Source organism: Sulfitobacter sp. NFXS29 (assembly GCF_040148765.1).
GTDB lineage: Bacteria > Pseudomonadota > Alphaproteobacteria > Rhodobacterales > Rhodobacteraceae > Sulfitobacter.
Genome location: NZ_JAGDED010000002.1, coordinates 73,526 through 99,894 on the forward strand (window position 1 = coordinate 73,526; position 26,369 = coordinate 99,894).

30 protein-coding genes are annotated in these 26,369 nt (G+C 64.8%); 18 read left to right on the forward strand and 12 right to left on the reverse strand.

The genetic code is table 11. From position 1 onward, the window contains the following. Nucleotides 1-19: 19 nt before the first annotated feature. The 3 genes from pcaD to J3456_RS05130 all read left to right on the forward strand — a co-directional run bounded on the left by pcaD (nucleotide 20) and on the right by J3456_RS05130 (nucleotide 3,364). Complete coding sequence (gene pcaD, locus J3456_RS05120; protein WP_349579195.1) at nucleotides 20-823, forward strand: 3-oxoadipate enol-lactonase; 804 nt, start codon at nucleotides 20-22, stop codon at nucleotides 821-823. A 159-nt stretch (nucleotides 824-982) separates the two neighbouring features. Further along, nucleotides 983-2,203 carry a TCR/Tet family MFS transporter gene (locus tag J3456_RS05125; RefSeq protein WP_349579434.1) on the forward strand — a complete coding sequence of 407 codons (1,221 nt, stop codon included), beginning with the start codon at nucleotides 983-985 and terminating at the stop codon, nucleotides 2,201-2,203. Between the two features lie 72 nt (nucleotides 2,204-2,275). Continuing rightward, the gene (locus tag J3456_RS05130; protein WP_348409674.1) at nucleotides 2,276-3,364 is read left to right on the forward strand and encodes a zinc-binding dehydrogenase; all 1,089 of its coding nucleotides are present in this window, start codon (nucleotides 2,276-2,278) and stop codon (nucleotides 3,362-3,364) included. Between the two features lie 17 nt (nucleotides 3,365-3,381). Here J3456_RS05130 and J3456_RS05135 read toward each other — a convergent pair whose 3' ends face one another. From J3456_RS05135 to J3456_RS05150, 4 genes are all read right to left on the reverse strand, one after another. Then, a complete protein-coding gene (locus J3456_RS05135) occupies nucleotides 3,382-4,659 on the reverse strand; it encodes a glycerate kinase type-2 family protein (RefSeq protein ID WP_349579197.1) in 1,278 nt (425 codons plus the stop codon). Nucleotides 4,660-4,706: 47 nt separating this feature from the next. Then, nucleotides 4,707-5,696, reverse strand: coding sequence for a glucokinase (locus tag J3456_RS05140; protein ID WP_349579200.1), 990 nt, complete (start codon nucleotides 5,694-5,696; stop codon nucleotides 4,707-4,709). 122 nt (nucleotides 5,697-5,818) lie between these two features. Then, nucleotides 5,819-6,037: a hypothetical protein gene (locus J3456_RS05145; RefSeq protein ID WP_067935872.1), complete on the reverse strand. Its 219-nt coding sequence runs from the start codon at nucleotides 6,035-6,037 to the stop codon at nucleotides 5,819-5,821. Nucleotides 6,038-6,152: 115 nt separating this feature from the next. Then, nucleotides 6,153-7,511, reverse strand: coding sequence for a formimidoylglutamate deiminase (locus J3456_RS05150; RefSeq protein ID WP_349579201.1), 1,359 nt, complete (start codon nucleotides 7,509-7,511; stop codon nucleotides 6,153-6,155). 86 nt (nucleotides 7,512-7,597) lie between these two features. On the opposite strand from J3456_RS05150, the gene hutI reads away from it, so the two are divergent. Genes hutI through hutU form a run of 4 tightly spaced genes read left to right on the forward strand, consistent with a single transcriptional unit; the run spans nucleotide 7,598 to nucleotide 12,802 of the window. Beyond that, entirely contained in the window at nucleotides 7,598-8,806 is a 1,209-nt protein-coding gene (hutI, locus tag J3456_RS05155; protein ID WP_349579202.1) for an imidazolonepropionase, read from the forward strand. Then, on the forward strand, nucleotides 8,803-10,341 hold the full coding sequence (gene hutH / locus J3456_RS05160; RefSeq protein WP_349579203.1) for a histidine ammonia-lyase: 1,539 nt from the start codon (nucleotides 8,803-8,805) through the stop codon (nucleotides 10,339-10,341). Before hutI ends, hutH begins: the two co-directional genes overlap by 4 nt. Further along, entirely contained in the window at nucleotides 10,338-11,138 is an 801-nt protein-coding gene (gene hutG / locus J3456_RS05165) for an N-formylglutamate deformylase (RefSeq protein ID WP_349579204.1), read from the forward strand. Before hutH ends, hutG begins: the two co-directional genes overlap by 4 nt. Next, nucleotides 11,135-12,802 carry a urocanate hydratase gene (gene hutU / locus J3456_RS05170; RefSeq protein ID WP_349579205.1) on the forward strand — a complete coding sequence of 556 codons (1,668 nt, stop codon included), beginning with the start codon at nucleotides 11,135-11,137 and terminating at the stop codon, nucleotides 12,800-12,802. Before hutG ends, hutU begins: the two co-directional genes overlap by 4 nt. A 34-nt stretch (nucleotides 12,803-12,836) precedes the next feature. Here the strand turns inward: hutU and hutC are convergent, their stop codons facing one another. Next, on the reverse strand, nucleotides 12,837-13,526 hold the full coding sequence (hutC, locus tag J3456_RS05175) for a histidine utilization transcriptional repressor HutC (RefSeq protein ID WP_349579206.1): 690 nt from the start codon (nucleotides 13,524-13,526) through the stop codon (nucleotides 12,837-12,839). 184 nt (nucleotides 13,527-13,710) lie between these two features. Between hutC and J3456_RS05180 the strand changes: the two genes are divergently transcribed. Then, complete coding sequence (locus J3456_RS05180; RefSeq protein WP_349579207.1) at nucleotides 13,711-14,232, forward strand: cell wall hydrolase; 522 nt, start codon at nucleotides 13,711-13,713, stop codon at nucleotides 14,230-14,232. A gap of 3 nt (nucleotides 14,233-14,235) precedes the next feature. On the opposite strand, the gene J3456_RS05185 is transcribed toward J3456_RS05180, so the two are convergent. From J3456_RS05185 to J3456_RS05210, 6 genes are all read right to left on the reverse strand, one after another. After that, nucleotides 14,236-14,739, reverse strand: coding sequence for a YqaA family protein (locus tag J3456_RS05185; RefSeq protein WP_502989492.1), 504 nt, complete (start codon nucleotides 14,737-14,739; stop codon nucleotides 14,236-14,238). A 51-nt stretch (nucleotides 14,740-14,790) separates the two neighbouring features. Further along, nucleotides 14,791-14,955: a hemin uptake protein HemP gene (locus J3456_RS05190; RefSeq protein WP_082849466.1), complete on the reverse strand. Its 165-nt coding sequence runs from the start codon at nucleotides 14,953-14,955 to the stop codon at nucleotides 14,791-14,793. Between the two features lie 5 nt (nucleotides 14,956-14,960). Continuing rightward, nucleotides 14,961-15,137, reverse strand: a complete 177-nt coding sequence (locus tag J3456_RS05195) for a hypothetical protein (RefSeq protein WP_349579208.1) — start codon at nucleotides 15,135-15,137, stop codon at nucleotides 14,961-14,963. A 163-nt stretch (nucleotides 15,138-15,300) separates the two neighbouring features. After that, nucleotides 15,301-15,618 (reverse strand): heme-degrading protein HmuQ, encoded by a 318-nt coding sequence (gene hmuQ, locus J3456_RS05200; protein WP_349579209.1) that lies wholly within the window; start codon nucleotides 15,616-15,618, stop codon nucleotides 15,301-15,303. Between the two features lie 11 nt (nucleotides 15,619-15,629). After that, the gene (locus tag J3456_RS05205) at nucleotides 15,630-16,391 is read right to left on the reverse strand and encodes a ChaN family lipoprotein (protein WP_349579210.1); all 762 of its coding nucleotides are present in this window, start codon (nucleotides 16,389-16,391) and stop codon (nucleotides 15,630-15,632) included. Further along, a complete protein-coding gene (locus J3456_RS05210; RefSeq protein WP_349579211.1) occupies nucleotides 16,388-16,642 on the reverse strand; it encodes a hypothetical protein in 255 nt (84 codons plus the stop codon). Before J3456_RS05210 ends, J3456_RS05205 begins: the two co-directional genes overlap by 4 nt. A 434-nt stretch (nucleotides 16,643-17,076) precedes the next feature. Between J3456_RS05210 and phnC the strand changes: the two genes are divergently transcribed. The 5 genes from phnC to J3456_RS05235 all read left to right on the forward strand — a co-directional run bounded on the left by phnC (nucleotide 17,077) and on the right by J3456_RS05235 (nucleotide 21,692). Then, nucleotides 17,077-17,871 carry a phosphonate ABC transporter ATP-binding protein gene (gene phnC / locus J3456_RS05215; RefSeq protein ID WP_349579212.1) on the forward strand — a complete coding sequence of 265 codons (795 nt, stop codon included), beginning with the start codon at nucleotides 17,077-17,079 and terminating at the stop codon, nucleotides 17,869-17,871. Between the two features lie 45 nt (nucleotides 17,872-17,916). After that, nucleotides 17,917-18,825: a phosphonate ABC transporter substrate-binding protein gene (phnD, locus tag J3456_RS05220; protein ID WP_349579213.1), complete on the forward strand. Its 909-nt coding sequence runs from the start codon at nucleotides 17,917-17,919 to the stop codon at nucleotides 18,823-18,825. 73 nt (nucleotides 18,826-18,898) lie between these two features. Next, nucleotides 18,899-19,777, forward strand: a complete 879-nt coding sequence (gene phnE / locus J3456_RS05225) for a phosphonate ABC transporter, permease protein PhnE (protein ID WP_349579214.1) — start codon at nucleotides 18,899-18,901, stop codon at nucleotides 19,775-19,777. Nucleotides 19,778-19,842: 65 nt separating this feature from the next. After that, complete coding sequence (gene phnE, locus J3456_RS05230; RefSeq protein WP_349579436.1) at nucleotides 19,843-21,078, forward strand: phosphonate ABC transporter, permease protein PhnE; 1,236 nt, start codon at nucleotides 19,843-19,845, stop codon at nucleotides 21,076-21,078. Next, entirely contained in the window at nucleotides 21,078-21,692 is a 615-nt protein-coding gene (locus J3456_RS05235) for an LbetaH domain-containing protein (protein ID WP_349579215.1), read from the forward strand. Before phnE (J3456_RS05230) ends, J3456_RS05235 begins: the two co-directional genes overlap by 1 nt. Here J3456_RS05235 and phnF read toward each other — a convergent pair. Then, nucleotides 21,689-22,402 carry a phosphonate metabolism transcriptional regulator PhnF gene (phnF, locus tag J3456_RS05240; RefSeq protein WP_349579216.1) on the reverse strand — a complete coding sequence of 238 codons (714 nt, stop codon included), beginning with the start codon at nucleotides 22,400-22,402 and terminating at the stop codon, nucleotides 21,689-21,691. The genes J3456_RS05235 and phnF overlap by 4 nt on opposite strands. 101 nt (nucleotides 22,403-22,503) lie before the next feature. Between phnF and phnG the strand changes: the two genes are divergently transcribed. Genes phnG through phnK form a run of 5 tightly spaced genes read left to right on the forward strand, consistent with a single transcriptional unit; the run spans nucleotide 22,504 to nucleotide 26,309 of the window. Then, the gene (gene phnG, locus J3456_RS05245) at nucleotides 22,504-22,962 is read left to right on the forward strand and encodes a phosphonate C-P lyase system protein PhnG (RefSeq protein WP_349579217.1); all 459 of its coding nucleotides are present in this window, start codon (nucleotides 22,504-22,506) and stop codon (nucleotides 22,960-22,962) included. Then, nucleotides 22,962-23,522, forward strand: coding sequence for a phosphonate C-P lyase system protein PhnH (phnH, locus tag J3456_RS05250; protein WP_349579219.1), 561 nt, complete (start codon nucleotides 22,962-22,964; stop codon nucleotides 23,520-23,522). The genes phnG and phnH overlap by 1 nt, the downstream gene beginning before the upstream one ends. Beyond that, nucleotides 23,522-24,625, forward strand: a complete 1,104-nt coding sequence (locus J3456_RS05255; protein WP_349579221.1) for a carbon-phosphorus lyase complex subunit — start codon at nucleotides 23,522-23,524, stop codon at nucleotides 24,623-24,625. Before phnH ends, J3456_RS05255 begins: the two co-directional genes overlap by 1 nt. 47 nt (nucleotides 24,626-24,672) lie before the next feature. Then, nucleotides 24,673-25,542, forward strand: coding sequence for an alpha-D-ribose 1-methylphosphonate 5-phosphate C-P-lyase PhnJ (locus J3456_RS05260; protein WP_349579437.1), 870 nt, complete (start codon nucleotides 24,673-24,675; stop codon nucleotides 25,540-25,542). After that, nucleotides 25,539-26,309 (forward strand): phosphonate C-P lyase system protein PhnK, encoded by a 771-nt coding sequence (phnK, locus tag J3456_RS05265; RefSeq protein WP_007117460.1) that lies wholly within the window; start codon nucleotides 25,539-25,541, stop codon nucleotides 26,307-26,309. Before J3456_RS05260 ends, phnK begins: the two co-directional genes overlap by 4 nt. Nucleotides 26,310-26,369: the final 60 nt, after the last annotated feature.

Consider the following 26,369-nt stretch of genomic DNA (forward strand, 5'->3'; position numbering starts at 1 on the left):
CGCTTACAGGAGAGCCCCAATGCAGATATTCGACACCGGTGACGTCCAACTTCACTACCGCGTCGATGGCCCCGAAGACGGCGCGCCTGTGGTCTTTGCCAATTCGCTCGGCACCGACATGCGCCTGTGGGATCCTATTCTGCCACTGCTCGCCCCCGGTCTGCGCATCATCCGTTTTGATAAACGCGGCCATGGCCTCTCGTCCTGCCCGCCCGCACCCTATTCGATGGGGTCGCTGATTACCGATACCGAACGGCTGCTCGATCACCTGCAGGTGCGCAACTGCGTCTTCGTCGGGCTCTCGATCGGCGGCATGATCGCGCAGGGGCTGGCGGTGAAACGGCTTGATATGATCCGCGCGCTGGTGCTCAGCAACACCGCCACCAAGATCGGCAACCGCGACATCTGGGACACGCGCATCGCCGCCGTGGAACAGGGCGGCATCGAAAGCCTTGCCGATGCGGTGATGGAGCGCTGGTTCTCCGCAGAATTCCGCGCCACGCCGGAAATGGCGCTCTGGCGCAACATGCTCACCCGCCAGCCGGACGCGGGCTATGCGGGCTGTTCGGCGGCGATCTCGCACAGTGATTTCATGACCCCCACCTCCGGCCTGCGCCTGCCCGCGCTTGGCATCGCAGGGTCCGAGGACGGCTCCACCCCGCCCGATCTGGTGCGCGAGTTGATGGACCTGATCCCCGCCTCAAAATTCAAGCTGATCCGCCGCGCGGGGCACCTGCCTTGTGTCGAGCAGCCGCAAGAATACGCCGAAGTGCTGAACGAATTCCTCGCCAACGTCGGGCATATTCCCAAGGCGCAGGGCTGAGCATGGTGCCATGTGATCACGGCACCCCGGCTTTCCGCGACGGGCAGGCCAATCGCGCCCAGCTGACTGGCCCCAACCGCACCCGGACCGATGCGCAGCCGCGTCTCCTTGCACCGGGCGCCCTTGCCTTTGCCCCTCACGCGGACCACATCTGACCGGATGCCGCTGCCGCTGATCTTTATTCTTGTGACGGTGATGATCGATGCCATGGGCGTCGGTCTGATCCTGCCCGTGATGCCCGACCTGATCCGCGAAGTGCGCGGCGGGGGGCTGAGTGATGCGGCCCTTTGGGGCGGCGTGCTGGCCACGGGGTTTGCCGCGATGCAATTCCTTTTCGGCCCGGTTTTGGGTGGCCTGTCCGACCGTTTTGGCCGCCGTCCGGTGCTGCTGCTGGCGTTGGTCGTGATGACGGTGGATTACGGCGTCATGGCACTGGCGGGCAGCGTATGGCTTCTGCTGATCGGGCGGCTGGTGGGCGGTGTGACGGCGGCAACCCATGCCACGGCCTCGGCCTATATGGCCGACATCTCTCCGGCGCAGGACCGCGCGGCGCGTTTCGGGCTGATCGGCGCGGCCTTTGGCGCGGGCTTTGTTCTGGGGCCGCTGATGGGCGGCATCTTGGGTGAATATGGCACCCGCGCGCCGTTTTGGGCGGCGGCGGTGCTGGCGGCAGGCAATGCGGCCCTCGGCTGGGCCGTGCTGCGCGAAACCCTGCCCCAGACGCAGCGCCGCGCCTTTGACTGGCGGCGGGCCAATCCGCTGGGTGCGCTGCGTGCCCTTGGCCGCCTGCCCGAGATCGGCAGGCTTCTGGCGGTCTATTTCATCTACCACGTGGGCTTTGCCGCCTATCCGGCGGTCTGGGCCTATTTCGGCGTCGAGCGGTTTGGCTGGTCCCCCACGATGATCGGCCTGTCGCTGGGTCTTTTTGGCGTGCAAATGGCCCTTGTCCAAGGTGCGCTGATCGGCCCCGTGATCCGCCGCTTGGGCGCGCGTGCCACGGTGATCTTGGGCCATGTCTTTGCCCTTGCCGCCTTTGCCGCGCTGACCGTGCTGACCTCAGGCACCTGGGCGCTGATCATGACCCCGCTTGCCGCCCTTGCCGGGGTCATCCCCCCGGCACTTCAAGGCATCATGTCGGCCCGCGTCAGCGCCGATGCCCAAGGCGAGCTGCACGGCGCGCTCAGTTCCTCCACCGCGCTGGCGATGATCATCTCTCCCTTGGCGATGACCGCGGTCTTTGCCTATTTCACGGCGCCTGATACCGCGCTTTACCTGCCCGGCGCGCCCTTCTTGCTGGCGCTGCTTCTGACCCTCGGCGGGCTGGTGATCTTTGCCAGCCGCCCTCTCCTCACGTCACAAACCGGCACTTCGCCGCATTAGACCCATTCCCCGCCTTGCACCACCGGCCCTTCCGCGTCAGGCTGGCGAAAACCAAGTGAAAGGGACAGGCCATTGCAAACCATCAAAGCCGCCGTCTGCCATGCCTTTGACAGCCCGCTGAGCGTCGAAGACATCCGCCTGCAGGCACCACAATCCGGCGAGGTCGAAGTGACCTTGGATGCCGTGGCGATCTGCCACTCCGACATCCTGTTTGCCGAAGGCGGCTGGGGCGGCACCCTGCCTGCCGTCTATGGCCATGAGGCCGCAGGTCGGGTCAGCGCCGTGGGGCCGAATGTACAGGGGCTGGTCGAGGGCGACAGCGTGGTGGTCACCCTGATCCGCGCCTGCGGCAGCTGCCCCAACTGTGCCTCGGGTCAGCCGACGATCTGCGAAACACCGCAAGCGCCCGAAGGGCCGCTTCAGACCGCAGAGGGGGCGCCGCTTTTTCAAGCCATGAACACCGGCGGTTTCGCCGAAAAAGTGGTGGTCGACCGCTCGCAGGCCGTGAAAATCTCGCATGACATCCCCAAAGACGCCGCCTGTCTGATCGCCTGCGGCGTAATCACCGGCGTGGGTGCCGTGGTCAATGCAGCGGGGCTGCGCGCAGGCCAAGATGTGGTGGTGATCGGCGCGGGCGGGGTCGGCCTTAATGCCATCCAAGGGGCGCGCATCGCGGGCGCACGGCGGATCGTGGCGGTGGACATGACCGAAGAAAAGCTCGCCATCGCCCGCGAATTCGGCGCGACCGACACCGTGCTCGCGACCGAGGCGAAGCCGTGGCGCGCGGCCTTCAAGGCCATGGGGCGCGGGGCGGATGCCGTGATCGTCACCGTGGGCGCGATCCCCGCCTATGAAACCGCGCCGCGCTACCTTGCCGCCGGGGGCCGGGTGATCATGGTTGGCATGCCCCACAGCGGAGCCGAGGCCAGCTATGAGCCGGTGGTCCTTGCCGCCTTGGGGCAAGGTATGGTCGGCTCCAAAATGGGCGACGTGGTGATCCAGCGCGATATCCCGTGGATGGTCGACCTTTACCTTCAGGGCCGCTTGCAACTCGACAGCCTGATCTCCGGGCGCTGGCGGCTGGATCAGATCAACGAGGCGATAGCCGACACCAAGACCGGCGCTGCGAAGCGCAACGTGATTATCTTCGACCGCACCTAGGCGGACCCAGAACCGGCTCAGTTATTGGGTAGATCGCCGATCAGCAGGGCGCGGAAATCATTCACATTGGTCCCGGTGGGGCCGGTGTGAAACAGGGCGTCTACCGCCGCAAACGCACCGTAGGCATCGTTGTGCTGCAAGGCGCGGCGTGGGTCCACCCCTGCCGCGCGCATCGCGCCCGCCGTGCCCGGCGCGACGAATGCGCCCGCGTTATCCTCTGACCCGTCGATGCCGTCGGTGTCCGCCGCCAAGGCGGTGATGCCTTCCTGCCCGTCGAGTGCCAGCGCCAAGGACAGCGCGAATTCACTGTTGCGCCCGCCGCGCCCCTTGTGGCGCAGGGTGACCGTCGTCTCTCCGCCTGAGAGCAGCACCAGCGGCGCGGGATGCGGGTAACCACTTCGTTGCGCCTGCCGGGCGAGCGCGGCATGCACCAGCGCCACCTCGCGCGCCTCGCCTTCGATCGCGTCCGACAGTATCCATGCGGTCACCCCCCGCGCCTGTGCCGCCTTGGCCGCCGCGGTGAGGGACAGACCCGCAGAGGCAATAACATGCGTGGCCGTCTTGCTGGGCGCGTCTTGCGCAGGCTGCTGCGCGGCCATTTGCAGAAAAGCCATGCAACGGGGCGGCAGTTCCAGCCCCCGCGCGGCCACCTCCTCCAAAACCTCCGCCGCGGCCCTACGCCCCGGCACCGTGGGGCCAGAGGCCACGGCACCGGGATCATCCCCCGGCACATCCGAGACGACAAGGCTCACCACCTGCGCAGGATAGGCCAGTTCCGCCAGCCGCCCGCCGTTGACCGTGCTGAACTGCTTGCGAATGTCGTTCATGACAGAGATCGGCGCGCCGGAGGCTAGAAGCGCAGAGTTCAGGGCCTGCAAATCCTCCAGCGTCAGCCCCTCGGGCGGGGCGGGCAAAAGCGACGACCCGCCGCCGCAGATCAGCGCGATCACCTGATCCTCCGGCCCCAGCCCGCGCAGCGCATCCTGCAAGGCGCGGGCGGCCACGATCCCGGCCTGATCGGGCACCGGATGGGCGGCCTCCAACACCTTGATGCGCTCACAAGGCGCACCATAGCCATAGCGGGTGACCACGACACCGTCATAGGGATGCGGCCAGAGCGCCTCGAACGCCTGCGCCAATTGCGCCGCCCCTTTGCCCGCGCCGATCACCACCGTGCGGCCCTTGGGCGGCGGCGGCAGCCTGTCTTTCAAGATCAGCCCCGGATCGGCGGCGGCGACGGCGGTGTCGAACAGCTCCGCTAAGAACTGGCGTTTTGGATCATTAAGGTTGGACATAGGGCACTCCGGCTGCTGCGGCGATCATGGCGGCGCGGAGCCTGCTGTCAATCCGGCAGGGGGCGGTCGTGCTGCACAAACAGACAGTTGCGCGCCCCCATGAGGCCAAAGTCGGGGTCATTGCACAGGCCCAAGGGGAGCGCCGCGCGCCATTTGCTGTGCCGCCCGCCCGCGTTGAAGGCAGCGAGGAAGGCCTCATCCAATATCCAAGGGTTCTGCTGCGCCACGCCCCCCGTGATGAAAACCCCACCGCGTGCGCCCAAGACCAGACCCAAATCCCCCGCGACTCCCCCAAGATATCGCGCCATCAAGGCCACCGCCCGGCAGGCACTCGCGTCCTCCTCAGCCTTGGCCGCGGCAAAGATCGCCGCCGCCCCCTCCAGATGCGCCGCCTCGCCGCGTGCGGTTGCGATGGCGCGGTACCAATAGGGGATGCCGGTGCCCGACAGGATCGCCTCGGCCTCGACCGCCAGCGCGTCGCCCATCTGCACCTCGGGCCAAAGCGCGATCAGGGCTTCGAAATAGGCCACTTCCTCGGCGCTATGGGGGGTGAGCCGCAGATGCCCGCCTTCGCCCGGCACCGCCGTGGGCTGCGCCCCTTGCCAGACCAAAGACCCCACGCCCAAGCCCGTCCCCGGTCCAATGATCACCCGCGCGCCCGGTTGCGGCGCAGGGCCGCCCTGAAGAAAGCTCACCTTGGCCGCGTCCAGCGTGGCCAAGGACCAGGCCGCCGCCTCGAAATCATTGAGCAACAGCACCTTGCAGGAGGCCACATCACAGGCCCGCGCCAGATCATCGCGCGAGATGCTGCGCGCGGCGTTGGTCATGCGCACCTGCCCGTCGACAACCACCCCGGCCACCGCCACCGCGACCCCCTCGGGTGCGCCGCCCATCTCGCGACAAAGCGCCGCGCAGGCGTCTGGCAATGTGGTCAGCCCATCGGTGCGATGCGTGCAGCGCCGCAGCACCGCGCCCGCCGGGTCCACCGCCGCAAGCCGCAGGTTGGTGCCGCCGATGTCCCCTACAAGATACCACATAGTTCTGCCCCGATGCCCATGATACCGCTGCAAGATGGCCCGCCCGTGCGGCAGAGGCAAACAACAAAAAACCCGGAAGCAGAGGCTTCCGGGTCTTGGCGGTCAATACTGTTGGCTTGGGGTCAATCGGGTGCGACAGGCACGGTTGCCGTGTCGTCGCCTTCAATCGCGGTGCCATCGTCGACGATGACCTCGTCTTCGGTACCGGGGGCGGTGGCGACTTCCTCGCCCGTCCAGAAGACGATGATGCCGATGCCAAAGATCACGACAATCGCCATGCCGATCAGCGGCCATTTGTGACGGCTTTCCTGCTTCTTCAGATTTGTGTCTGGTGGACTCATGATCCGCTTCCTTTCGCTGGCTTCGGGCTATGCCGCACAACACCACGCCGCGCGCGGCCCTTGTTAGGGGGCAAACCCGGCAGGCCGCGGCAAAGTTCCCGAAGGCTGGAAGGTTTCACAAAAGCGCCGTCAACTCGGCCATGGCGCGCCGGTAGCCCGCCACGATCCGGTCACGCTGCCGGTGCCGCCCGCCCGTCACCGCATGGCGCCCCGCCGACCACAGATCCGTCACCACCCGATCCTTCGCTGCAAAGACCAGACCGTCGAGCAGTTGCGCGGGCCGCAGCGCACAAAGCGCCGGGTCTTGGCTGTCGATTGCCATCAGGTCGGCCCATGCGCCCACTGCAATCTCGCCCGCTCCCCGGCCAAGCGCCTGCGCACCACCGCGCGCGGCCCCGGTATACAGCGTCTCCCCGACCGAGCCTTCGCCCGGCACCATCACGTTGCGCGCCAAATCGCGCAGGCGTTGGGAGTACTCCAAGGTGCGCAACTCTTCGGTCAATGAAATTAACACGTTGGAATCCGACCCAATGCCAAACCGCCCCCCAGCAGCGAGGTAGCCCGGCCCATTGAACGGCCCATCGCCCAAGTTCGCCTCCGTCACCGGGCAGAGCCCCGCGACCGCGCCGGTGCGGGCCATGGCCGCCGTCTCTGCCTCGGTCATGTGGGTCGCATGGATCAGGCACCAGTTCTCGTTCACCTCAGCGTTCGCCAGCAACCAGTCCACCGGCCGCGCGCTGAGCCAGTCCGAGATGTCTGCGACCTCCTTGGGCTGTTCGGCGATGTGGATATGGGTCGGCACCTCGGGATGCGCGGCCAGCACCTCGGTCAGTTCCGCCGGGGCTGTGGCGCGCAGCGAATGCGGCGCGATGCCCACACGGCAGTCTGGGGGGAGATCAGCCACCGCCCGTTTCGCCCGCTCTATCAGCGCATTGAACTGCGCCACCCCATTGCCAAAACGCGCCTGCCCCGCCTGCAAGGGCACCTGCCCCGCGCCGCCGTAGGTATAGAGCACCGGCAAATGCGTCAGCCCGATCCCCGTCTCCGCCGCCGCCGCCGCGATCCGGGTCGAAAGCTCCCCTAGATCATCGTAGGGCGTGCCGCCGGGCTGGTGATGCACGTAATGAAACTCGCCCACGCTGGCAAAACCCGTCTCTTGCATCTCAAGGAAAACAAAGGCGGCGATGGCCTCAATATGCGTGGGCGTGAGATGGGCGGTGAAGCGATACATCAGGTCCCGCCACGTCCAAAAGCTGTCTTTCCCCGCCATGCGCACTTCGGTCATCCCGGCCATGGCGCGTTGGAAGCTGTGGCTGTGCAGATTGGCGAGCGCAGGCAGCAGCGTATCGGCGCGGCTGTCGTCAGGATGCGGCGACTGACCGGTCTGCACCGCCGTGATGCGGCCCTCTGCCACCGTAATCCGAACGTCCCGCGCCCAGCCCTGCGGCAGTTTTGCGTGTTTTGCGAAAATCATTTGACGGCCTTTCGGTTTTTTATGTATAGACATATAACAATTAAAACCGCGTTAGAAAAGTGAAACCTTAGGAGGAGGCGATAGAGATGGCAGAGCACGAACGGGTCTTGATCGACCTCACCGCCGCGACCCTAGACGGCACAGAGCCCTATGGCATGATTGAGAATGCAGCGATTGCGATTGCCGGGAGCGAGATCGCATGGGTCGGCCCGCGCACTCATCTGCCGCGTGCCTTTCGCGACCAGCCGGCAGAATCGCTGGGCAACCGCCTCGTCACCCCCGGTCTGATCGACTGCCACACCCACATCGTCCACGGCGGCAACCGCGCGCGGGAGTTCGAAATGCGCCTTGAAGGGGCCAGCTACGAAGAGGTCGCCCGCGCCGGGGGCGGCATCGTCTCAACCGTCACCGCCACCCGCGCCGCCAGTGAGGCCGACCTGCTGGCGGATGCCCTGCGCCGCGTCGATGTGTTGATCGCCGAAGGCGTCACGGGGATCGAGATCAAATCCGGCTATGGCTTGGACATTGAGACCGAGCTGCGCATGCTCCGCACCGCCCGCGCCGTGGGCCAGCAGCGCCCGATCCGCGTGCGGACGACCTTCCTCGGTGCGCACGCCACGCCAGTCGAATACGCAGGCCGCGCTGACGCCTATATCGACGAAGTCTGCCTCCCCGCCCTACGCGCCGCCCATGCCGAGGGGCTGGTCGATGCGGTGGATGGGTTCTGCGAAGGCATCGCCTTTCAGCCCGCCCAGATCGCGCGGGTCTTTGACGTGGCGCAGGAACTCGGCCTGCCGGTGAAGCTGCATGCCGAACAACTGTCGAACCTTGGCGGCGCGAAACTCGCGGCCTCCTATGGCGCGCTCTCGGCGGATCATATCGAGTACCTTGACGCGGACGGCGTGAAAGCGATGGCCAAGGCGGGCACCGTCGCCGTCATCCTCCCCGGCGCCTTTTATACCCTGCGCGAAACCCAAGCGCCCCCGATTGATCTGCTGCGCAAACACGGCGTGCCGATGGCGCTGGCGACGGATATCAACCCCGGGTCGTCGCCGCTGAACTCGCTGCTGCTGACGCTTAACATGGGCTGCACCCTGTTCCGCATGACCCCCGAAGAGGCGCTCCGCGGGGCCACGCACCATGCCGCCCGCGCGCTTGGGCTAGAGGGGTGCGGCATGATCCGCCCCGGCCTGCGCGCCGACCTTGCGGTCTGGAACATCAAACACCCCGCCGAGCTCGCCTATCGCATCGGCTTCAACCCGCTTCATTCTCGCATTTTCGGAGGCCAATCGTGACCACCCTGACCCTCACCCCCGGCGCGGCCACCTTGGACGATCTGGCCCGCATTTACCGCGAGGAGGCCGCGGTAAAGCTTGCCCCCGCCTGCCGCCCGGCGATTGAACTGGCCCATGCGCGCATCGCCAAAGCGGTGGCGGGCGAGGATGCCGTCTACGGCGTGAACACCGGTTTCGGCAAACTCGCCTCGGTCAAGATCGCTTCGGAAGACACGGCTACCTTGCAACGCAACCTGATCCTGTCGCATTGCTGCGGCGTCGGCCCGGCGATCTCGCGCGGCCATGCGCGGCTCTTGATGGCGCTCAAACTTCTGAGCCTCGGACGCGGCGCCTCGGGCGTGAGGCTTGAGGTCGTCGATCTGATCGAAGCCATGCTGGAGCGTGGCGTGACCCCGGTGATCCCCGCGCAAGGATCGGTCGGTGCCTCGGGCGATCTGGCCCCCTTGGCCCATATGGCCGCCGTGATGATGGGCCACGGCGAGGCGGAGTTTGAGGGCCGCGTCATGCCCGGCGGAGAGGCGCTGGCCGCCGCTGGTCTCACCCCGCTGGAGTTCGGCCCCAAAGAAGGGCTGGCGCTGATCAACGGCACGCAATTCTCGACCGCTTTCGCGCTGGCGGGGCTGTTTGACGCATGGCGGGCGGCAAACTCGGCGCTTGTGATCTCGGCCCTGTCCACGGATGCGATCATGGGCTCCACCGCGCCGCTGCAACCCGAGATCCACGCCCTACGCGGCCATCGCGGCCAGATTGAAGCAGGCGAGACCATGCGCGCCCTGCTCAACGGCTCGGATATCCGCGAGAGCCACGTGGCGAATGACGCCCGCGTGCAAGACCCCTATTGCATCCGTTGCCAGCCGCAGGTGACCGGGGCCGCGATGGACGTGCTGCGCATGGCCGCCCGCACGCTTGAGGTCGAAGCCAATGCCGCCACCGACAACCCGCTGGTGCTTGTGGGCGCGGACCTGATCGTCTCAGGTGGGAATTTCCATGCCGAACCCGTGGGTTTTGCCGCCGACATGATCGCCCTCGCCGTGGCCGAAATCGGCGCAATCGCGCAGCGCCGCGTGGCGTTGATCGTGGACCCGGTGCTCAGCTTCAACCTGCCGCCCTTCCTCACCCCGAACCCCGGCCTCAACAGCGGCTATATGATCGCCGAGGTCACCACCGCCGCGCTGATGAGTGAGAACAAACACCTCGCCAATCCGTGTGTCACCGACAGCACGCCGACCTCGGCCAACCAAGAGGATCATGTCAGCATGGCCGCCCATGGCGCGCGGCGGCTGGGGCAGATGATCGACAACCTGAACCGTATCTTGGGGGTCGAGTTGCTCTGCGCCGCGCAGGGCATCGACTTCCGCGCGCCGCTGACGACCAGTGAGACCCTGCAGCGTGTGGTGACACGGGTCCGCAGGGATGTCGCGACGCTGGATGAGGACCGCTACCTCGCCCCCGATCTGGAACGCGCGGCACAGATGGTAGCGCAAGGCGAGATCACCCGCGCCGCCGCCATCGAGATGCCGGAGCTTTCCGCATGACCCCCGTAGAGATCACCCGCAGCGACAGCCCCATCGTGCTTGGCCTGCCGCATACCGGCACCGATCTGCCCGACACGGTGCGCCGCGATCTGAACCCGCGTGGGCGCGAATTGGCGGATACCGACTGGCATATTCACCGGCTTTACCAAGGGTTGCTGCCCGGCGCGACCACCGTGCGCGCGACCTTTCACCGCTATGTGATCGACGCCAACCGCGACCCTTCGGGCGCATCGCTCTACCCCGGCCAAAACACCACCGGGCTGGTGCCGCTGACGGATTTCGACGGGCAGGACATTTGGACAACCCCGCCCGACGAAGCCGAGATCGAGACCCGCCGCGAGACATTCCACGCGCCCTATCACGCGGCGCTTGCGGCGGAACTGGCCCGCGTCCGCGACCTGCATGGCGTGGCGATCCTCTATGACTGTCACTCAATCCGCTCCCTGATCCCCTTCCTGTTCGACGGCCCCTTGCCCGATTTCAACATCGGCACGAACCTCGGCACCACCTGCGCACCTGAGATCGCAGCCGCCGTCGCGGACATCTGCACCGCCGCGCCCGGCTATACCTCCGTCACCAACGGGCGTTTCAAAGGCGGCTGGACCACCCGCCACTATGGCCGCCCCACCGAAGGGTTTCACGCCATCCAGATGGAACTGGCGCAAAGCAGCTACCTCAGCGCCGAAGCCCCGCCTTGGCCCTATGACACTGAAAAATCTGCGCGCCTGCGCGTGCACCTGACCGATATCCTAACCACTCTGGCCGCGATGGCCCCTACCTTGAAAGGCACATCATGAGCGATCCGCGCAAGAACACCCGTGACATCTATCCCGCCACCGGCACCGAGCTTTCGGCGAAAAGCTGGCTCACCGAAGCGCCCCTGCGGATGCTGATGAACAACTTGCACCCAGACGTGGCCGAGAACCCCCATGAGCTGGTCGTCTATGGCGGAATTGGCCGTGCGGCGCGGACGTGGAAGGATTATGACCAGATCGTCGCCTCGCTCCGCGCGCTCGAAGACGACCAAACGCTACTGGTGCAATCGGGCAAGCCAGTTGGCGTCTTTCAGACCCACAAAGACGCCCCGCGCGTACTGATCGCCAACTCAAACCTCGTGCCGCATTGGGCGAATTGGGATCACTTCAACGAACTGGATAAGAAGGGTCTGGCGATGTACGGCCAGATGACCGCGGGCTCGTGGATCTACATCGGCTCCCAAGGCATCGTGCAGGGCACCTATGAGACATTTGTCGAGGCGGGCCGCCAGCATTACGGCGGCGATCTGACCGGCAAATGGATCCTCACCGGCGGGCTTGGCGGCATGGGCGGCGCGCAGCCCTTGGCGGCGGTGATGGCAGGCGCTTGTTGCCTCGCGGTCGAGTGCAATCCCGACAGCATCGATTTCCGTCTGCGTACAAAATACGTCGACGAAAAGGCCGAAACGCTCGACGAAGCGCTGGAGATGATCGAGCGTTGGACCGCGGCAGGAGAAGCGAAATCCGTGGCCCTCTTGGGCAATGCCGCCGATGTCTTCCCCGAACTGGTGAAACGCCGCGTGCGCCCCGATATCGTCACCGACCAGACCAGCGCCCATGACCCGGTGAACGGCTATCTGCCGCAGGGCTGGAGCATGGCCGACTGGCGCGAGAAGCGCGAGAGCGCCCCCAAGGCGGTCGAAAAAGCCGCCCGCGCCTCGATGAAAGTGCAAGTCAAAGCGATGGTCGATTTTCACGCGGCGGGCATCCCCACGGTCGACTATGGCAACAACATCCGCCAGATGGCGCTGGAGGAAGGGTTGGAGAACGCCTTTGATTTCCCCGGCTTTGTCCCCGCCTACATTCGTCCGCTGTTCTGCCGGGGGGTGGGGCCGTTCCGCTGGGCGGCGCTGTCGGGCGATCCGGAGGATATTTACAAGACCGATGCCAAGGTGAAGGAAATCTTGGCCGAGGATACGCACCTGCACAACTGGCTCGATATGGCCCGCGAGCGTATTTCCTTCCAAGGTCTGCCTGCACGCATCTGCTGGGTGGGTCTGGGTGTGCGCCACAAGCTCGGTCTCGCCTTCAACGAGATGGTCCGCACTGGCGAGCTAAGCGCGCCCATTGTGATCGGGCGCGACCACCTCGACAGTGGTTCCGTCGCCTCGCCCAACCGCGAGACGGAGGCGATGAAAGACGGCTCGGACGCCGTGTCGGATTGGCCGCTGCTGAACGCGCTTTTGAACACCGCCTCGGGCGCGACATGGGTATCTCTGCACCACGGCGGCGGGGTCGGCATGGGCTTTTCGCAGCACTCCGGCATGGTGATCTGCTGTGATGGGTCCGAAGACGCCGACCGTCGCATCGAACGGGTGCTGTGGAACGATCCGGCGACGGGTGTGATGCGCCATGCGGATGCGGGCTATGACGAAGCGCTTGATTGCGCCCGCGCGCATGGGCTGGACCTGCCGGGCATTCTTTGAGCACCACGCGCCGCCGCCCTCACGTGGCGGCGCATCAATAGCGCGTGGTCAGCCGGTGACCGGGGCGATGGGACAGACGCACATAGGTCACCGCCTGCCCCTCCCACCAGGTTGACCGCTCAACCGTGAAAACCGGATCGCCCAAAGCACAGGCCAGATACTCGCTCAGCCGCTGATCGGCCAAACCGGCGGAGAGGCTGATCTCAACATCCGAAAACGGTATTGCCGAGATCAGCCATTCGTTCGGCCCCACCTCTGCGAAATCCTCCTCCCGCGCCTGCGGCAGGGTCGCAAGATTGATCCAGCGGTCTTCATATTGATAGGGATCGCCGTCGGCGTAATGCATACAGACCAGATGCAGCGCCTCGCTGCCTGCGGTCAGTTTCAGCCGCGCGCGCAGCCAGTCCGGCGCAGGCTCGATCGCGTGGCTCACCAGCGAATAGCGATAATCAGCGCCCTTCTCTTCGATCTCTGCCCGGACCAACGGAATGTCGAAGCGCGCCTGCCGCACCGGGGCCATGCGCACCCGCGTCCCGGCTTTGCGGCGGCGTTCGATAAACCCTTCGTCGGCCAATTCGCGCATGGCACGGTTGACCGTCGCGCGGGCGCAGCCATAGGTCTCGGCCAGATCGACTTCATTGGGCACAAGACTGCCCAGAGGCCATTCCCCCTTGGTGATCTTTGACAAGATGTCGGTTTTGACATCCCGGTAGGTGACTTTCATAAGGGCGGCCCTGCTGGGTTCATGACTGTTTTATCAAGCATTACACTAGATCAATCGTCAGCCCAAGCGCCCCCGCGCGCCCCGCCCGGAGAGAAACCGCCTGAGCCGGGGCGCGGGTCTTGCCTCGCCCCGCGTTTGCTGGAAAATTACGCGCCACCTGCCCCCTCACCCAGAAAGGCCGCCCATGCGCGTTCAGCTCCCGAAAATCCGCACCGCCGCTTTGATGCTGGGCCTTGGCCTGCTCGCCGCTTGTGGCGGTAAGCAGACCGAAGTGGTCGCGGTCCCGGTGGGTGAGGTGGAGTGTATGGCGCGGGCGATGTATTTCGAATCCAACCGCTCCAGCCGCGACGGGATGGTTGCCGTGGGCACAGTGGTGTTGAACCGCGTCCATTCCGAAGCCTTCCCCGATACGGTCTGCGGGGTGGTCGGCCAGCGCAATCAGTTCGCACCGGGCGTGATGACGAAACCGATGAGCGACCGCGGGGCCCCGCTGGCCCGCGCCACGGCGCTGGCGGTGCTTCAGGGTGAGCGGCACCCCAAGGTCACCCGCGCGAAATTCTTCCACGCGGCGTGGTACAACGCCAATTACAACAACATGCATTACGTGGTGACCGCAGGCGGCAATGCCTTTTACGAAAAGCGCCGCCCCGCCCTTGTGACCACGCCCAACCCGCTGCCGCCGCTCGAAGGGATCACCCCGCTCTGAGCGTCACAGAACCCCGCGCGCGAGCAGGATCAGCACCAGATAGCGCCCGCCTTTGGCAAGGGTGACAATCAGCAAAAAGCGCCAAAGCGGTTCGCGCATCATGCCCGCGGCCAAGGTCAGCGGATCGCCAATGATCGGCACCCAACTGGCCAGCAGGCTCCAATAGCCCCAGCGTTGATACCAGCCAGAGGCCCGCGCCATCTGCCGCGCCGAGAAGGGAAACCAGCGGTGATCGGCAAAATGGCTGAGGTAGCGCCCGAGGAGCCAGTTCAGCAGCGAGCCCAGCACATTCCCCAGCGTTGCCACCAGCCACAACAGCGCCTTGGCATGGGCACCCGACCACATCAGCCCCAAAAGCACCGCTTCGGATTGCGCAGGGATCAGCGTCGCCGCCAACAGGGCCGCGAAGAACAGGCTCAGCAGGGCCAGCATGTCAGCGGCGAAGGACGGAAAAGGCAAAAAGGCCGGGCATGCCGCGTCAGTAAAGACGCCGTGGCGTGAGGGCAAGCCGCAGCCGAGCCTTAGGCGTTCCGCACCACACTTGGGGAGCCGCGCGGCCTATTTCGTCAGGATCAATTTCCCTGCCCGCGTGATGCGCAGCGTATAGGTTTGGCCGTCCAGCACGATATTGGCCGTCGAGCCATTGGGCACCAAGGCACGCGCATCATGCACGGCGTCTTCGACCGGTTGGCCTGCGGGCGAGGGATCGGGCAGCTTTTGCATCAGGCTCATCCTGCGCCCCCCATCCGGCGGGCGCGTTTCAGATCAATGAGATGCTCAAGGCCAAAGCCATCGCAGGGCGCGGTATCGTTGCTGCCAAGCGCGATATCGCGCCAGCTGTTGTTGGATTGCGTCTGTAGCCGAGCATGGGCCATTGGCTCGGGCGTGGTCACGGGTGTCCTCACGGGGGCGGGCTCCTTTCCATTGACATCCGGGCTTCCGACGCGCGGTGGCTTGGACGGTTTCGGCGTAAAGTCGTTCATACCCCGGCCAAAATACCGGGCTCTTATAACGGCTACTTAATCCGATTATTTTAGTCAAGTATAGAAAGGTCCGGCCTGCCCCGCGTCAGACTGCTTCGATTTGGTGGATGGTCCGAAAGCCTTCGAACCGTGGGGCGCCTTCGTGCAGCTTGCGGGTTTGCCCCGCCCGCGCATGCGCCGCGCGAAAGGCGTCGCTGGTGGTCCATGCCCGAAATTGCGCTTCGCTTTCCCAAATGGTGTGCGAGGCATAGAGGATCGTCCCCTCCTCCTCTGGCCCTTTGAGCATGTGGAAGGACACGAACCCCTCTGTCTCTTTCAGATGGCTTTCGCGGTTCAGCCAAAGCTCTTCGAAAGCGGCGGCATTCTCGGGCAGTACGGTGAAACGGTTCATGGCAAGGTACATGGGCGGGTCCTTTAATTCTTGGTCAGGGCGCTACAGGGGTCTTCGCGCTTGGTGGGCGGGATCAGGTGTGTCTCGTCAAAGGGCATCTCTGTCTCAGCCTCAACAAAGCCGATGGCATGGGTCGTGACCTCGGGGGCTGCTTGCGCGATCAGCGCGGGAATGCCCCAATCGGTGCGGGCATGGCCGTTGCCGGTGATCACGGCCACGGGCGGGCCGTAGGTCTCGAGCGCTTCGAGCGCCGCGCGCGCGAATGTGGCGTCGCGGTAGCGTTGCACTGCGACCATGCCGCCCATCATGTCGCGCGGCATGGCCCGGCAATGGGCGGCGAACTGCACCTCGATGCGCGCTGCCTGCTGATCGTCCGGCAGCGGTTGATCAAGGCCAAAGCGCGCCGCCTCCGGCCCGAAAAGCGCGGCTGCGCCCTCAAGATACACGCTGCGCACCGCTTCGCGGGGGGCGGCGGCACCGATGATCCGGGCTTCGCCCAAAGCATCGAAGATCGGCGCGTAGATGTCGAAATCCTGCCAACCGCTTGCCGCCCAAGCCTGCGCGATCTGGCTGCGATCGGCATCGGCCTTTGCCCCTTGCGCGGCGGTGAGCATCTCGAACACGACGGCAGTGGGGCGCAGCGTCTCCAGCGCGGCGGCCTGTTCGAGATGGGCATGGGGGTTGTCATGTACCTCCCCCAAGATCACGATCTCTGCGAGGGGGTCGGCGCCCGCGGGCAGCGCGAGCCAGAGCAGCAAGGCGGCGCTGCGGGTCTTACCGCTCACGATTTGCGCTCATCCGTGTCGGTTTTCACTTCGGGATCGTTATAGTCGTTGGGGTCAAAATCGCCGGGGTCGAAGGGGTCTTCGTCTTCGGCGATGCCGCTGACATGGGTGGTGCCGCTTTCCTCATCGAAAACCAGCCCATAGTTCGCCTTGCCCTCGCTTTTGTAGCGCCGGAACTCGTGGATGCCTGCGTAGACAAAAACCAATGTGATCGGCAACAGAATCAAAAATGCGATAATCTGGGCGTCCATAAACGCGCTCCTTTAGATGCTTGTCGGGGGCCTGTATCACCGAAGGGGGCGCGGCTGGATGGCGCTGCGCGACCGGTGATCCGGCCAGAGATATTGCGGTCCGCCGCGCAGGGCGGCGCGGTCTGACCCGATGCGGCCCTATCGGAACCGCCCTGTAAGAGAAAGCATTAATCCGGGGGCTTTGTTCCGCAAGCTCTATTTCACTGGCCCTTGTTCTATTAAGGTTAGCTGGCCCTCGCGCCGCACATTCCCCAGCCTACGGACTGCCCCGCGCGGGGGCAGCCGCGCTGTGCAACCGCCTATAAAACCAGCACAAACGCCCGCCCCGGGGCAGCCGTTCCCGAAAAAACCGCGCGTTACAAAAGCTTCGTCAAACTTAAACATTCGTGACATTCACCGCTGCGATAGCTCGCCCCGCAAACCCCGGGGGACTTATGCTCGTCATTTCTGAACTGACCAAAACATTCGGCGCGAACACAGCGGTGGCCCGCGCCAATCTGCAGGTCGACAAGCCGCAGATGATCGGAATCATCGGCCGTTCCGGCGCGGGGAAATCCACGCTGCTGCGGATGTTGAACCGGCTGACCGATGCCTCCTCTGGGCAAATCCTGTTTCAAGGGCGCGATGTGACCGACCTGCGCGGCGCGGCCCGGCGTGGCTGGCAGGCGGAATGCGCGATGATCTTTCAGCAGTTCAACCTCGTCCCGCGGATGGATGTGGTGTCGAACGTGCTGCACGGCACGCTCAACCGCCGCTCGACGCTCAGCAGCATCTTCAACCTCTATCCCGATGCCGACATCACCCGCGCGATCGAAATCCTCGACCGTCTGGGCATCGCGCAGCACGCGCCCAAACGGGCCGAGGCGCTGTCGGGTGGCCAGCAGCAGCGCGTCGCCATCGCCCGCGCCCTGATGCAAGACCCGCAGATCATTTTGGCGGATGAACCCATCGCCAGCCTCGACCCGATGAACGCGCAGGTGGTGATGCAATCGCTGCGCCGCATTCACGAGGAAGACGGCCGCATGGTCATCGCCAACCTTCACACGCTGGATACTGCGCGCCGCTATTGCGACCGCGTGGTGGGGATGCGCGACGGCAAAATCGTCTTTGACGGCACGCCCGCGCAGCTGACCACCAGCATGGCCCGCGAAATCTACGGTGCAGACAGCAGCTTCTCCGAAGCCGCCACCTCAACCGAGATCGAAACGCTGGACAAGGTGCCAGCCTGACACGACCCGCCCCAATGGGCATATTTTCAAACTGGAGACGACAAAATGAAGAAGCTCATCGCCGCCGCACTGGCAACCACGGCCCTGACCGGCGCTGCACTGGCTCAATCCGCAGATGTCACCGAATTTCGCATCGGCATCCTTGGCGGGGAAAACGCGCAGGACCGGATGAACTCCTACGAATGTCTGCGCAGCTACACCGAAGAACGCCTTGGCGTTCCGGCCAAACTCTTTGCCCCTGCCGACTATAACGGCGTGATCCAAGGTCTGCTGGGCGGCACGCTCGACATGGCATGGCTCGGTGCCTCGGCCTATGCCGCCGTTCACCTGCAAGACCCCGAAGCGGTCGAGCCGGTTCTGGTCAAGATCAACCTTGACGGCTCCTACGGCTACCACTCCATCGGCTTCGCGCGCAAAGATGCGGGCATCAACACGCTGGAAGACATGCAGGGCAAGGTCTTTGGCTTTGGTGATCCGAACTCCACCTCCGGCTACCTGATCCCCTCCATCGAAATCCCCCAGACAACCGGTGCCACCATGGAATCCGGCGACTACTTCGGCGAAGTGAAATTCACCGGCGGTCATGAGCAGACCATCGTCGCGGTCAACAACGGTGATGTGGCGGGCGGCGTGACATGGGCCGACGGTCAGGGCAACTGGGAAGACGGCTACAACTCCGGCGCGCTGCGCAAAGCCGTGGACGCGGGCCTGATCGACATGAACGATCTGGTGGAAATCTGGCGCTCCAAGCCGATCCCCGAAGGCCCGGTCGTGCTGCGCAAAGATCTGCCCGAAGAAGTCAAAGCGACCATGACCGCACTGGTGGATGAGCTGCACGAGATGGACGCCGACTGCGCCTATGGCGTGGCCGCGGGTGAGAGCCTTGGCTTCGATCCGATTGCCCATGACGCCTATGTCTCGATCGTCGAAGCGCGCAAGGCGAAATCCAACTGATCCTGAGGGACAAAAGACATCTGGCAGGTCCCGGCAACGATTGTCGGGGCCTGTCGTCATAGGGGGACGACAGATGCACCAGACCACCACCGCGCCGCAGATCACGGCGGATTACCTTGCCCACACCCGACAAAAGCGGGTGATGAATATGATCCTGCTGGTCGTTTTCTTGGCCCTGCTGATCGGCGGCTTCGGCACCGCCAATGCCCGTAACGCAGGCGGGTTCTGGAACGGGCTGCCCAACGTCTTTGACTTCCCCGCCGATGTGCTGAGCGAGGCTTGGGAGCGCGTCCATCTGCTGCCCGGCTATTTCGTGAAATACCTCCCCTCTCTCATCGAGACGGTAAACATCGCCGGGGCCGCGACGCTGATCGGCGCGCTTTTCGCCTTCTTCGCCGCCCTGCTGGCCACCCGTGGCCTTGCCCCCGCGCCATGGCTCGTCGGCCCGCTGCGCCGCCTGCTGGATGTGCTGCGCGCCGTGCCCGAGATTGTTGTCGCGCTGGTGCTGATCTTCCTGCTCGGCGGTGGCCCGGTGCCTGCGATGATCGCCATCGCGCTGCACACCGTGGGCGCGCTTGGCAAGCTCTTCTCTGAGGTGAACGAGAACGCATCGCTCAAGCCCGTCGAAGGGCTTGCCTCTGTCGGGGCGGGCTGGCTGCAGCGGATGGTCTTGGGCGTCGTGCCGCAGGTCGCGCCCAACTACCTCTCCTACGCACTGCTGCGGTTCGAGATCAACATCCGCGCCTCGGCCATCCTCGGCTTCGTCGGCGCAGGCGGCATCGGCTATGACCTGCGCAACACGATGTCTTGGGGTCAGGGCAAATTCGACGAGGCGGCGGCGATCTTTCTGTTGCTCTTCGGCACCATCATCATCGTTGACCAAGTCTCAAGCCATTTCCGCGACCGGCTGACCCATGGCCGCGCCTATAAGGACAAGGGAGCCATCCTGTGACCGACCTTACCGCTTCCACCCTCCCCGCCCAGCAGGTCGCCAGCCGCAGCTTCCGCCGCAAGCGGATGGCAAGCCTCGCCGCGCCGGTGCTGATCATTGTCTACCTCACCTACGTCTTCTTCGCCTTCGACGTGGCCGGGCTGGGCGATCGGATTAATGTCTCGAACATGAAGACGCTGGTCGCCGATAGCTACAGCTACAAAACCCATGTCGCCCGCGACAACCGCAACGGCGAGATGGAGATCGCTATCGAAGGCGAGCGCAAAGGCCGCTATGCCCCCGGCACCGCGCCCGATTGGGTCACTTTGGGCGAGACGACCCGCGTCGAGCTGGGCGACGGCCATACCGTCGAACTTGGCCCCGAAGTGCGCTATGACGTGCCCGGCTACGGGCTGATCACCGCCACGCCGGGGCGCAGCGGCGTCAATGCCACCCTGCCGGGTGGCCCCCTGCCCGAGTGGATCAACGCCTCCAAAAACCGTCTTGCCGTGACCACGGATGCAGGCCGTTTGACGATCACCCGCAACCGGGCCGAAGTGTTCCGCTATTTCAACGGGTGGGAGCTGTTCTTCTTCACGCTCGACAGCCCCTATCACGGCATGTCCCCACTGGAACTGCTGCGCAGCGGTGAATACGGCGCGATCTGGCAGGATTTTTGGACCAACAAAATGTGGCGTCACGGCGATGTCGCTTGGGCGCTGGTTGAGACCGTTCTCATGGCCTTCCTCGGCACCTTTGGCGCAGCGATGATTGCCCTGCCGCTGGGGTTCCTCGCAGCCAAGAACTTCTCACCCTTAGGCGGCCTGCGCTTCACCGCGCGACGGTTATTCGACTTCCTGCGCGGGGTCGACGGGCTGATCTGGACCATCGTCCTCTCCCGGGCTTTCGGCCCTGGCCCGCTGACCGGATCGCTCGCGATCCTGCTGACCGACACCGGCACCTTCGGCAAAATCTTCTCTGAAGCGCTGGAGAATGTGGACGACAAGCAGATCGAGGGCATCGCCTCCACCGGGGCAGCACCCGTGCAACGCTACCGCTTTGGCGTCATCCCGCAGATCACCCCGGTGCTGCTGAGCCAAGTGCTCTACTATCTGGAATCCAACACCCGTTCAGCCACCATCATCGGCGCGATCACCGGCGGCGGGATCGGCCTGCTGTTGACCCAAGCGATCATCACCCAGAAAGACTGGGAGGAAGTGAGCTATTACATCGTGCTGATCAGCCTGATGGTCGTGGCGATGGACAACTTCTCAGGCTGGCTGCGCCGCAAGCTGATCGCGGGCACCGAGGCGGGTCACTGATGGCGCGTCTTAAACCCGACGCGCCCTTCCTCCACCCCGACTGCGAAATAACGGACACGCAGTTCGGGCGCTATGTCGAGATTGGGCGCGCCAGCCGCCTCGCCCATTCCGAGATCGGCGACTACTCCTATTGCGACCGCTGGTGCGACATCGCCAACACCCAAGTCGGCAAGTTCAGCAATATCGCCGCCAGCGTGCGCATCGGGGCCACGGATCACCCGATGGAGAAGGCCAGCCTACACCACTTCCACTACCGCGCCGGAGACTACTTTGACGGGGCTGAGGATGACGCCGATTGGTTCGCCCTCCGCCGCAGCCGCCGCACGGCAATCGGTCATGACACATGGCTAGGCCACGGCGCGCAGGCCCGACCCGAGGTGACGATCGGCCATGGCGCGGTGGTCGCGGGCGGGGCCATCGTCACCCGCGATGTCGCCCCCTATATGATCGTCGCCGGTATCCCCGCCAAACCGCTGCGCCGCCGCTTTTCCGACAGCATCGCCGCGCGGATGGAGGAATTGGCGTGGTGGGATTGGCCCCATGCGCAGTTGCAGGCATCGCTCAAAGATTTTCAGACCCTGCCTGCCGAAGCGTTTTTGGAGAAATACGGCTAGTCGCCGGGGTTGAGGGTCAGCGTCACGCGGTCACCCGCGAACCACGTCACCCCGTATTCCACCGGCACCCCATCCGAGTCCACGTTGATCCCGGCAGACCGCAAGATCGGCGCGCCTTCGGTCAGCCGCAGATGCAGCGCTTGCGTGGCACTGGCCAGTTTCGCCGTCAGCCGGGTCGAGGCGCGGGTGTAATCCGCCACCCCGCCCTGCCCCAAGGCCGAGGTGACCGAACGGCTGGTCTCAAGCGCCTTCAACAGGTCCGGAAACCGCGCGGCAGGAAACAGGCTGCGGAAAATCGCGATGGGCTGGTCATCGGCCAGCGACAGCCCCTCATAGACATGCACGAGCGCCTCTCCCCCTAGCCCAAGCTGCTCGGCTTCATGAGCCGACGCCGCGCGGGTCTCCAACATCAAGATTTCTTTGGCCGGCACCCGCCCCGCCGCCGCAAGGTTCTGGTGGAACCGCACCCTTTTGCCGATGGGGTAATCCGTGGGCCGCTGCGCCACGAAGACCCCCGCGCCCCGGCGGCTATAGGTCAGCCCGCCCTCGTTCATATCGCTGATCGCGCGGCGCACCGTGTGGCGGTTCACCCCGAACCGCGCGGCCAATTGCGCCTCGGTCGGGAGCCGGTCGCCGGGGGCGTATTTCCCCGTGGCGATGTCATGGGTGAGCGTGGCGGTGATGGTTTTCCAGATCGCAGTACGGGCCATGTCGCAGAAGTTTCACATATCCAAGCTTGCGCCAGCGTGAGGCCAGCGGCTAATACTTGTCTAGTTGTATAGTAAATTAGACAAATGCACAAGGTGTCTAGATGACGGTTGAAACCAAAGAAAAGACCCGCGACCGGCAGGCTTGGATGGGGCTGCTCGCGCGGGCCGAGGCCGCTGATCTGGCCCGGCTCTGGGCGCGCTACGGCGCGGCTCCCGCCCATGACCTGCTCCGCGCGCCCGAGATCGGCGGCGTCATGCTGCGGGGCCGGATGGGCGCCGTGGGCGACGCCTTTAACATGGGCGAAATGTCGGTCACGCGCTGCTCGGTGCGGCTGGCGGATGGCCCTGACGGCCACGCCTATGTGCAAGGCCGCAGCCGCGACAAGGCGCTGCAGGCCGCCCTCGTCGACGCGTTGATGCAAAGCGAAGCCGCCGATGAGGTCCGCGCCAAACTGCTCGACCCGCTGGCTGAGATTGAGGCCCAACGCCGCGCCGGCCGCGCCGCCAAAGCCGCCGCCACAAAGGTCGATTTTTTCACCATGGTCAGAGGAGAAGACTGATGCAGACCCTATCGCTGACTGGCGGGTTTCGCGACGCGCCCAAAGACGCCGCTTTTGCCTTTCGCGCCGTGATGAACGCCATGGCCAAACCGGGGGAGATCAACAGCGTTGCCGGAGCCGAACCGCCCGCGGGCCTGTCCATCGCTGCCGGGGTCGTCTTGCTAACGCTCTGCGACCCCGAAACGCCGCTCTACCTCGCCCCCAGCCTCGACCGGCCCGAGCTGCGTGACTGGATCACCTTTCACACCGGCGCGCCCTTTGTCGCGGCCAGCGCCGCGCAATTCGCCTTGGGCACTTGGGACGAACTGCCCCTCAGCGACTTCCCCCTCGGCAGCGCCGCCTACCCTGACCGCTCTGCCACGCTGATCGTCGAAGTGGATGATCTACGCGCCGAGGGCGCAACCCTCTCCGGCCCCGGCATCAAAGAAAGCGCAGCGCTGTCGCTGCCCGACCGCGCAGCCTTCCAACGAAATGCGGCGCTCTTCCCGCGTGGTTTGGATTTCATTTTCACCTGCGGCGACCGACTGGCGGCGCTGCCCCGAAGCACAAAGGTGTCCTGATGTATGTAGCGGTAAAAGGCGGCGAGCGGGCGATCGACAACGCCCACGCATGGCTTGCCGAAGAGCGGCGCGGTGACGCAAGCGTGACCGAACTGAGCGTTGCACAAATTCGCGAACAGATGACGCTGGCGGTGAACCGGGTAATGGCCGAAGGCTCGCTTTATGATCCCGACCTCGCCGCGTTGGCGATCAAACAGGCGCGGGGCGATCTGATCGAAGCGGTGTTCCTGATCCGCGCCTATCGCACCACCCTGCCGCGTTTCGGTGCCTCGCGCCCGATGGAGACTGGCACAATGGCCTGTGACCGCCGCGTGTCGGCCACCTTCAAGGATGCGCCTGGCGGTCAGGTTTTGGGGCCGACCTTCGACTATACGCACCGTCTGCTGGATTTCAAACTGGCCGCCGATGGAGAGGTGTCCCCCGCCCCCGAGGTGACCGATGCAGAGCCGCCCAAGGACACGCCGCACATCATGGAGTTCCTCGACCGCGAAGGGCTGATGCAGCGCGACACGGACAGTCAGACTCCGCCGCGCGACTTAACCCGCGAACCGCTGGAACTGCCCGCCACCCGCGACCTGCGGCTGCAAGCGCTAACCCGCGGCGACGAAGGTTTCGTGCTCGGCATGGCCTACTCCACCCAGCGCGGCTATGCGCGCAACCACGCTTTCGTCGCGGAACTGCGCATCGGCAAGGTCGCGGTGGAAATGGACATCCCCGAACTGGGTTTCGCCATGGAGATCGGCGAAGTTGAGCTAACCGAATGCGAAACGGTGAACCAATTCACGGGCTCCAAAACCGAACCGCCACAGTTCACCCGCGGCTATGGGTTGGTCTTCGGCATGTCCGAGCGCAAAGCGATCTCCATGGCGCTGGTGGACCGGGCGCTGCGCTGGGAAGAACTGGGCGAAGACAACCTCGGCGCGCCTGCGCAAGACGCGGAATTCGTGCTTTATCACGCAGATAACATCCAAGCGACGGGGTTCTTGGAGCATATCAAACTGCCCCATTACGTCGATTTCCAATCCGAACTCGAACTGATCCGCAAGCTGCGTCGCGAGGCGACGGCGGCGTCCCAAGACGCGCCCCGGGAGGCCGCAGAATGAGCCCCACCATGACCGAAAGTGATCAAGACACGAATGAGGATAGCGGCATGAACGACTACAACTTTGCCTATCTGGATGAGCAGACCAAGCGGATGATCCGCCGCGCGATCCTGAAAGGGTTGGCGATCCCCGGCTATCAGGTGCCCTTTGCCAGCCGCGAAATGCCGATGCCCTACGGCTGGGGCACGGGCGGGGTGCAGGTGTCTGCCGCCGTTCTGACGCCCGAGGATACCTTCAAGGTGATCGACCAAGGGGCAGACGACACGACCAACGCCGTCTCGATCCGCCGCTTTTTCCAGAAGACCGCCGGGGTCGCCGTGACCGAAGCCACGACCGAGGCCAGCGTCATCCAAACCCGCCACCGCATCCCCGAAGCCGCGCTGCGCGAAGATCAAGTGCTGGTCTATCAGGTGCCAATCCCCGAACCGCTCCGCTTTCTAGAGCCTTCAGAAGTCGAGACCCGCAAGATGCACGAGCTGGAGGAATACGGGCTGATGCATGTGAAACTCTACGAAGACATCGCCCAACACGGCGCGATTGCCACGGCCTATGCCTATCCGGTCAAGGTCGAAGGGCGCTATGTGATGGACCCTTCGCCGATCCCGAAATTCGACAATCCCAAACTGGAAATGGCGGCGATCCAGCTCTTCGGCGCGGGGCGCGAGCAGCGGATCTATGCGCTGCCGCCCTATACGCAGGTCGTGTCGCTAGATTTCGAGGACTACCCCTTTGAGGCCAGCAAAGCCGATCACCCCTGCGGCCTCTGTGGGGCCGAGGACAGCTATCTGGATGAGTTGATCGTCGATGACGCAGGCGGGCGTTTGTTCATGTGCTCCGACACCGATTATTGCGCGGCGCGTCAGGCGGCTGGGCATCGCGGCGCGGATGCGGCCCCTGTGTTGGAGAGCGTGGCATGACCCCCTTGTTGCAAGTTGAAAACATCGCGAAATTCTATGGTGCGCGGATTGGCTGCACCGATGTCAGCTTTGATCTCTACCCCGGTGAGGTGATGGGCATCGTCGGCGAAAGCGGGTCGGGCAAGTCGACGCTGCTGAACACGCTGGCGGGGCATCTGACGCCGGATCGTGGGGCGGTGCGTTTTGACACCCGCGCCGATGGGCTGCGCGACACAGTGACGATGAGCGAGCCGGAGCGTCGGATGCTGTCGCGCACCGATTGGGCCTTTGTGCACCAACACGCCCGCGACGGGCTGCGCATGAACGTGAGCGCGGGCGGCAATGTGGGCGAGCGGCTGATGGCCGTGGGCGCACGGCACTACGGCGACATCCGCGCCAGCGCCACCGATTGGCTGGGCCGAGTGGAGATCAATGAGGATCGGATCGACGACCGGCCTTCGGCCTTTTCAGGCGGGATGCAGCAGCGCTTGCAGATTGCCCGCAACCTCGTGACCGGGCCGCGACTGGTGTTCATGGACGAACCCACCGGCGGGCTGGATGTGAGCGTTCAGGCGCGGCTGCTCGACCTCTTGCGCGGGCTTGTGCGCGAGATGGGGCTGAGCGCCATCATCGTGACCCATGATCTGGCGGTGGTGCGGTTGCTGGCGGACCGGCTGATGGTGATGAAGGACGGCCATGTGGTGGAAACCGGGCTGACGGATCAGGTCTTGGACGACCCGCAGCATGGCTATACGCAGCTTTTGGTCTCTAGCGTGCTACAGGTTTGACGGTGCAGGGAAATGTTTCGCACGCGAAACAAATGACAAACGTTAACAATAGGTTAAACA

Bases quoted from the DNA above. Each gene is read 5' to 3' on its own strand.
- phnH (WP_349579219.1), top strand. From the start codon at position 22,962: ATGCAGACCCTATCGCTGACTGGCGGGTTTCGCGACGCGCCCAAAGAC.
- phnE (WP_349579436.1), top strand. From the start codon at position 19,843: ATGGCAAGCCTCGCCGCGCCGGTGCTGATCATTGTCTACCTCACCTAC.
- phnK (WP_007117460.1), top strand. From the start codon at position 25,539: ATGACCCCCTTGTTGCAAGTTGAAAACATCGCGAAATTCTATGGTGCG.
- hutI (WP_349579202.1), top strand. From the start codon at position 7,598: ATGGCAGAGCACGAACGGGTCTTGATCGACCTCACCGCCGCGACCCTA.
- phnG (WP_349579217.1), top strand. From the start codon at position 22,504: ATGACGGTTGAAACCAAAGAAAAGACCCGCGACCGGCAGGCTTGGATG.
- J3456_RS05145 (WP_067935872.1), bottom strand. From the start codon at position 6,037: ATGAGTCCACCAGACACAAATCTGAAGAAGCAGGAAAGCCGTCACAAA.
- J3456_RS05150 (WP_349579201.1), bottom strand. From the start codon at position 7,511: ATGATTTTCGCAAAACACGCAAAACTGCCGCAGGGCTGGGCGCGGGAC.
- phnC (WP_349579212.1), top strand. From the start codon at position 17,077: ATGCTCGTCATTTCTGAACTGACCAAAACATTCGGCGCGAACACAGCG.
- J3456_RS05135 (WP_349579197.1), bottom strand. From the start codon at position 4,659: ATGTCCAACCTTAATGATCCAAAACGCCAGTTCTTAGCGGAGCTGTTC.
- J3456_RS05180 (WP_349579207.1), top strand. From the start codon at position 13,711: ATGCGCGTTCAGCTCCCGAAAATCCGCACCGCCGCTTTGATGCTGGGC.
- pcaD (WP_349579195.1), top strand. From the start codon at position 20: ATGCAGATATTCGACACCGGTGACGTCCAACTTCACTACCGCGTCGAT.
- J3456_RS05140 (WP_349579200.1), bottom strand. From the start codon at position 5,696: ATGTGGTATCTTGTAGGGGACATCGGCGGCACCAACCTGCGGCTTGCG.
- hutU (WP_349579205.1), top strand. From the start codon at position 11,135: ATGAGCGATCCGCGCAAGAACACCCGTGACATCTATCCCGCCACCGGC.
- J3456_RS05190 (WP_082849466.1), bottom strand. From the start codon at position 14,955: ATGCAAAAGCTGCCCGATCCCTCGCCCGCAGGCCAACCGGTCGAAGAC.
- J3456_RS05210 (WP_349579211.1), bottom strand. From the start codon at position 16,642: ATGGACGCCCAGATTATCGCATTTTTGATTCTGTTGCCGATCACATTG.
- J3456_RS05125 (WP_349579434.1), top strand. From the start codon at position 983: ATGCCGCTGCCGCTGATCTTTATTCTTGTGACGGTGATGATCGATGCC.
- J3456_RS05260 (WP_349579437.1), top strand. From the start codon at position 24,673: ATGAACGACTACAACTTTGCCTATCTGGATGAGCAGACCAAGCGGATG.
- hmuQ (WP_349579209.1), bottom strand. From the start codon at position 15,618: ATGTACCTTGCCATGAACCGTTTCACCGTACTGCCCGAGAATGCCGCC.
- J3456_RS05255 (WP_349579221.1), top strand. From the start codon at position 23,522: ATGTATGTAGCGGTAAAAGGCGGCGAGCGGGCGATCGACAACGCCCAC.
- J3456_RS05235 (WP_349579215.1), top strand. From the start codon at position 21,078: ATGGCGCGTCTTAAACCCGACGCGCCCTTCCTCCACCCCGACTGCGAA.
- hutG (WP_349579204.1), top strand. From the start codon at position 10,338: ATGACCCCCGTAGAGATCACCCGCAGCGACAGCCCCATCGTGCTTGGC.
- phnD (WP_349579213.1), top strand. From the start codon at position 17,917: ATGAAGAAGCTCATCGCCGCCGCACTGGCAACCACGGCCCTGACCGGC.
- phnF (WP_349579216.1), bottom strand. From the start codon at position 22,402: ATGGCCCGTACTGCGATCTGGAAAACCATCACCGCCACGCTCACCCAT.
- hutC (WP_349579206.1), bottom strand. From the start codon at position 13,526: ATGAAAGTCACCTACCGGGATGTCAAAACCGACATCTTGTCAAAGATC.
- phnE (WP_349579214.1), top strand. From the start codon at position 18,899: ATGCACCAGACCACCACCGCGCCGCAGATCACGGCGGATTACCTTGCC.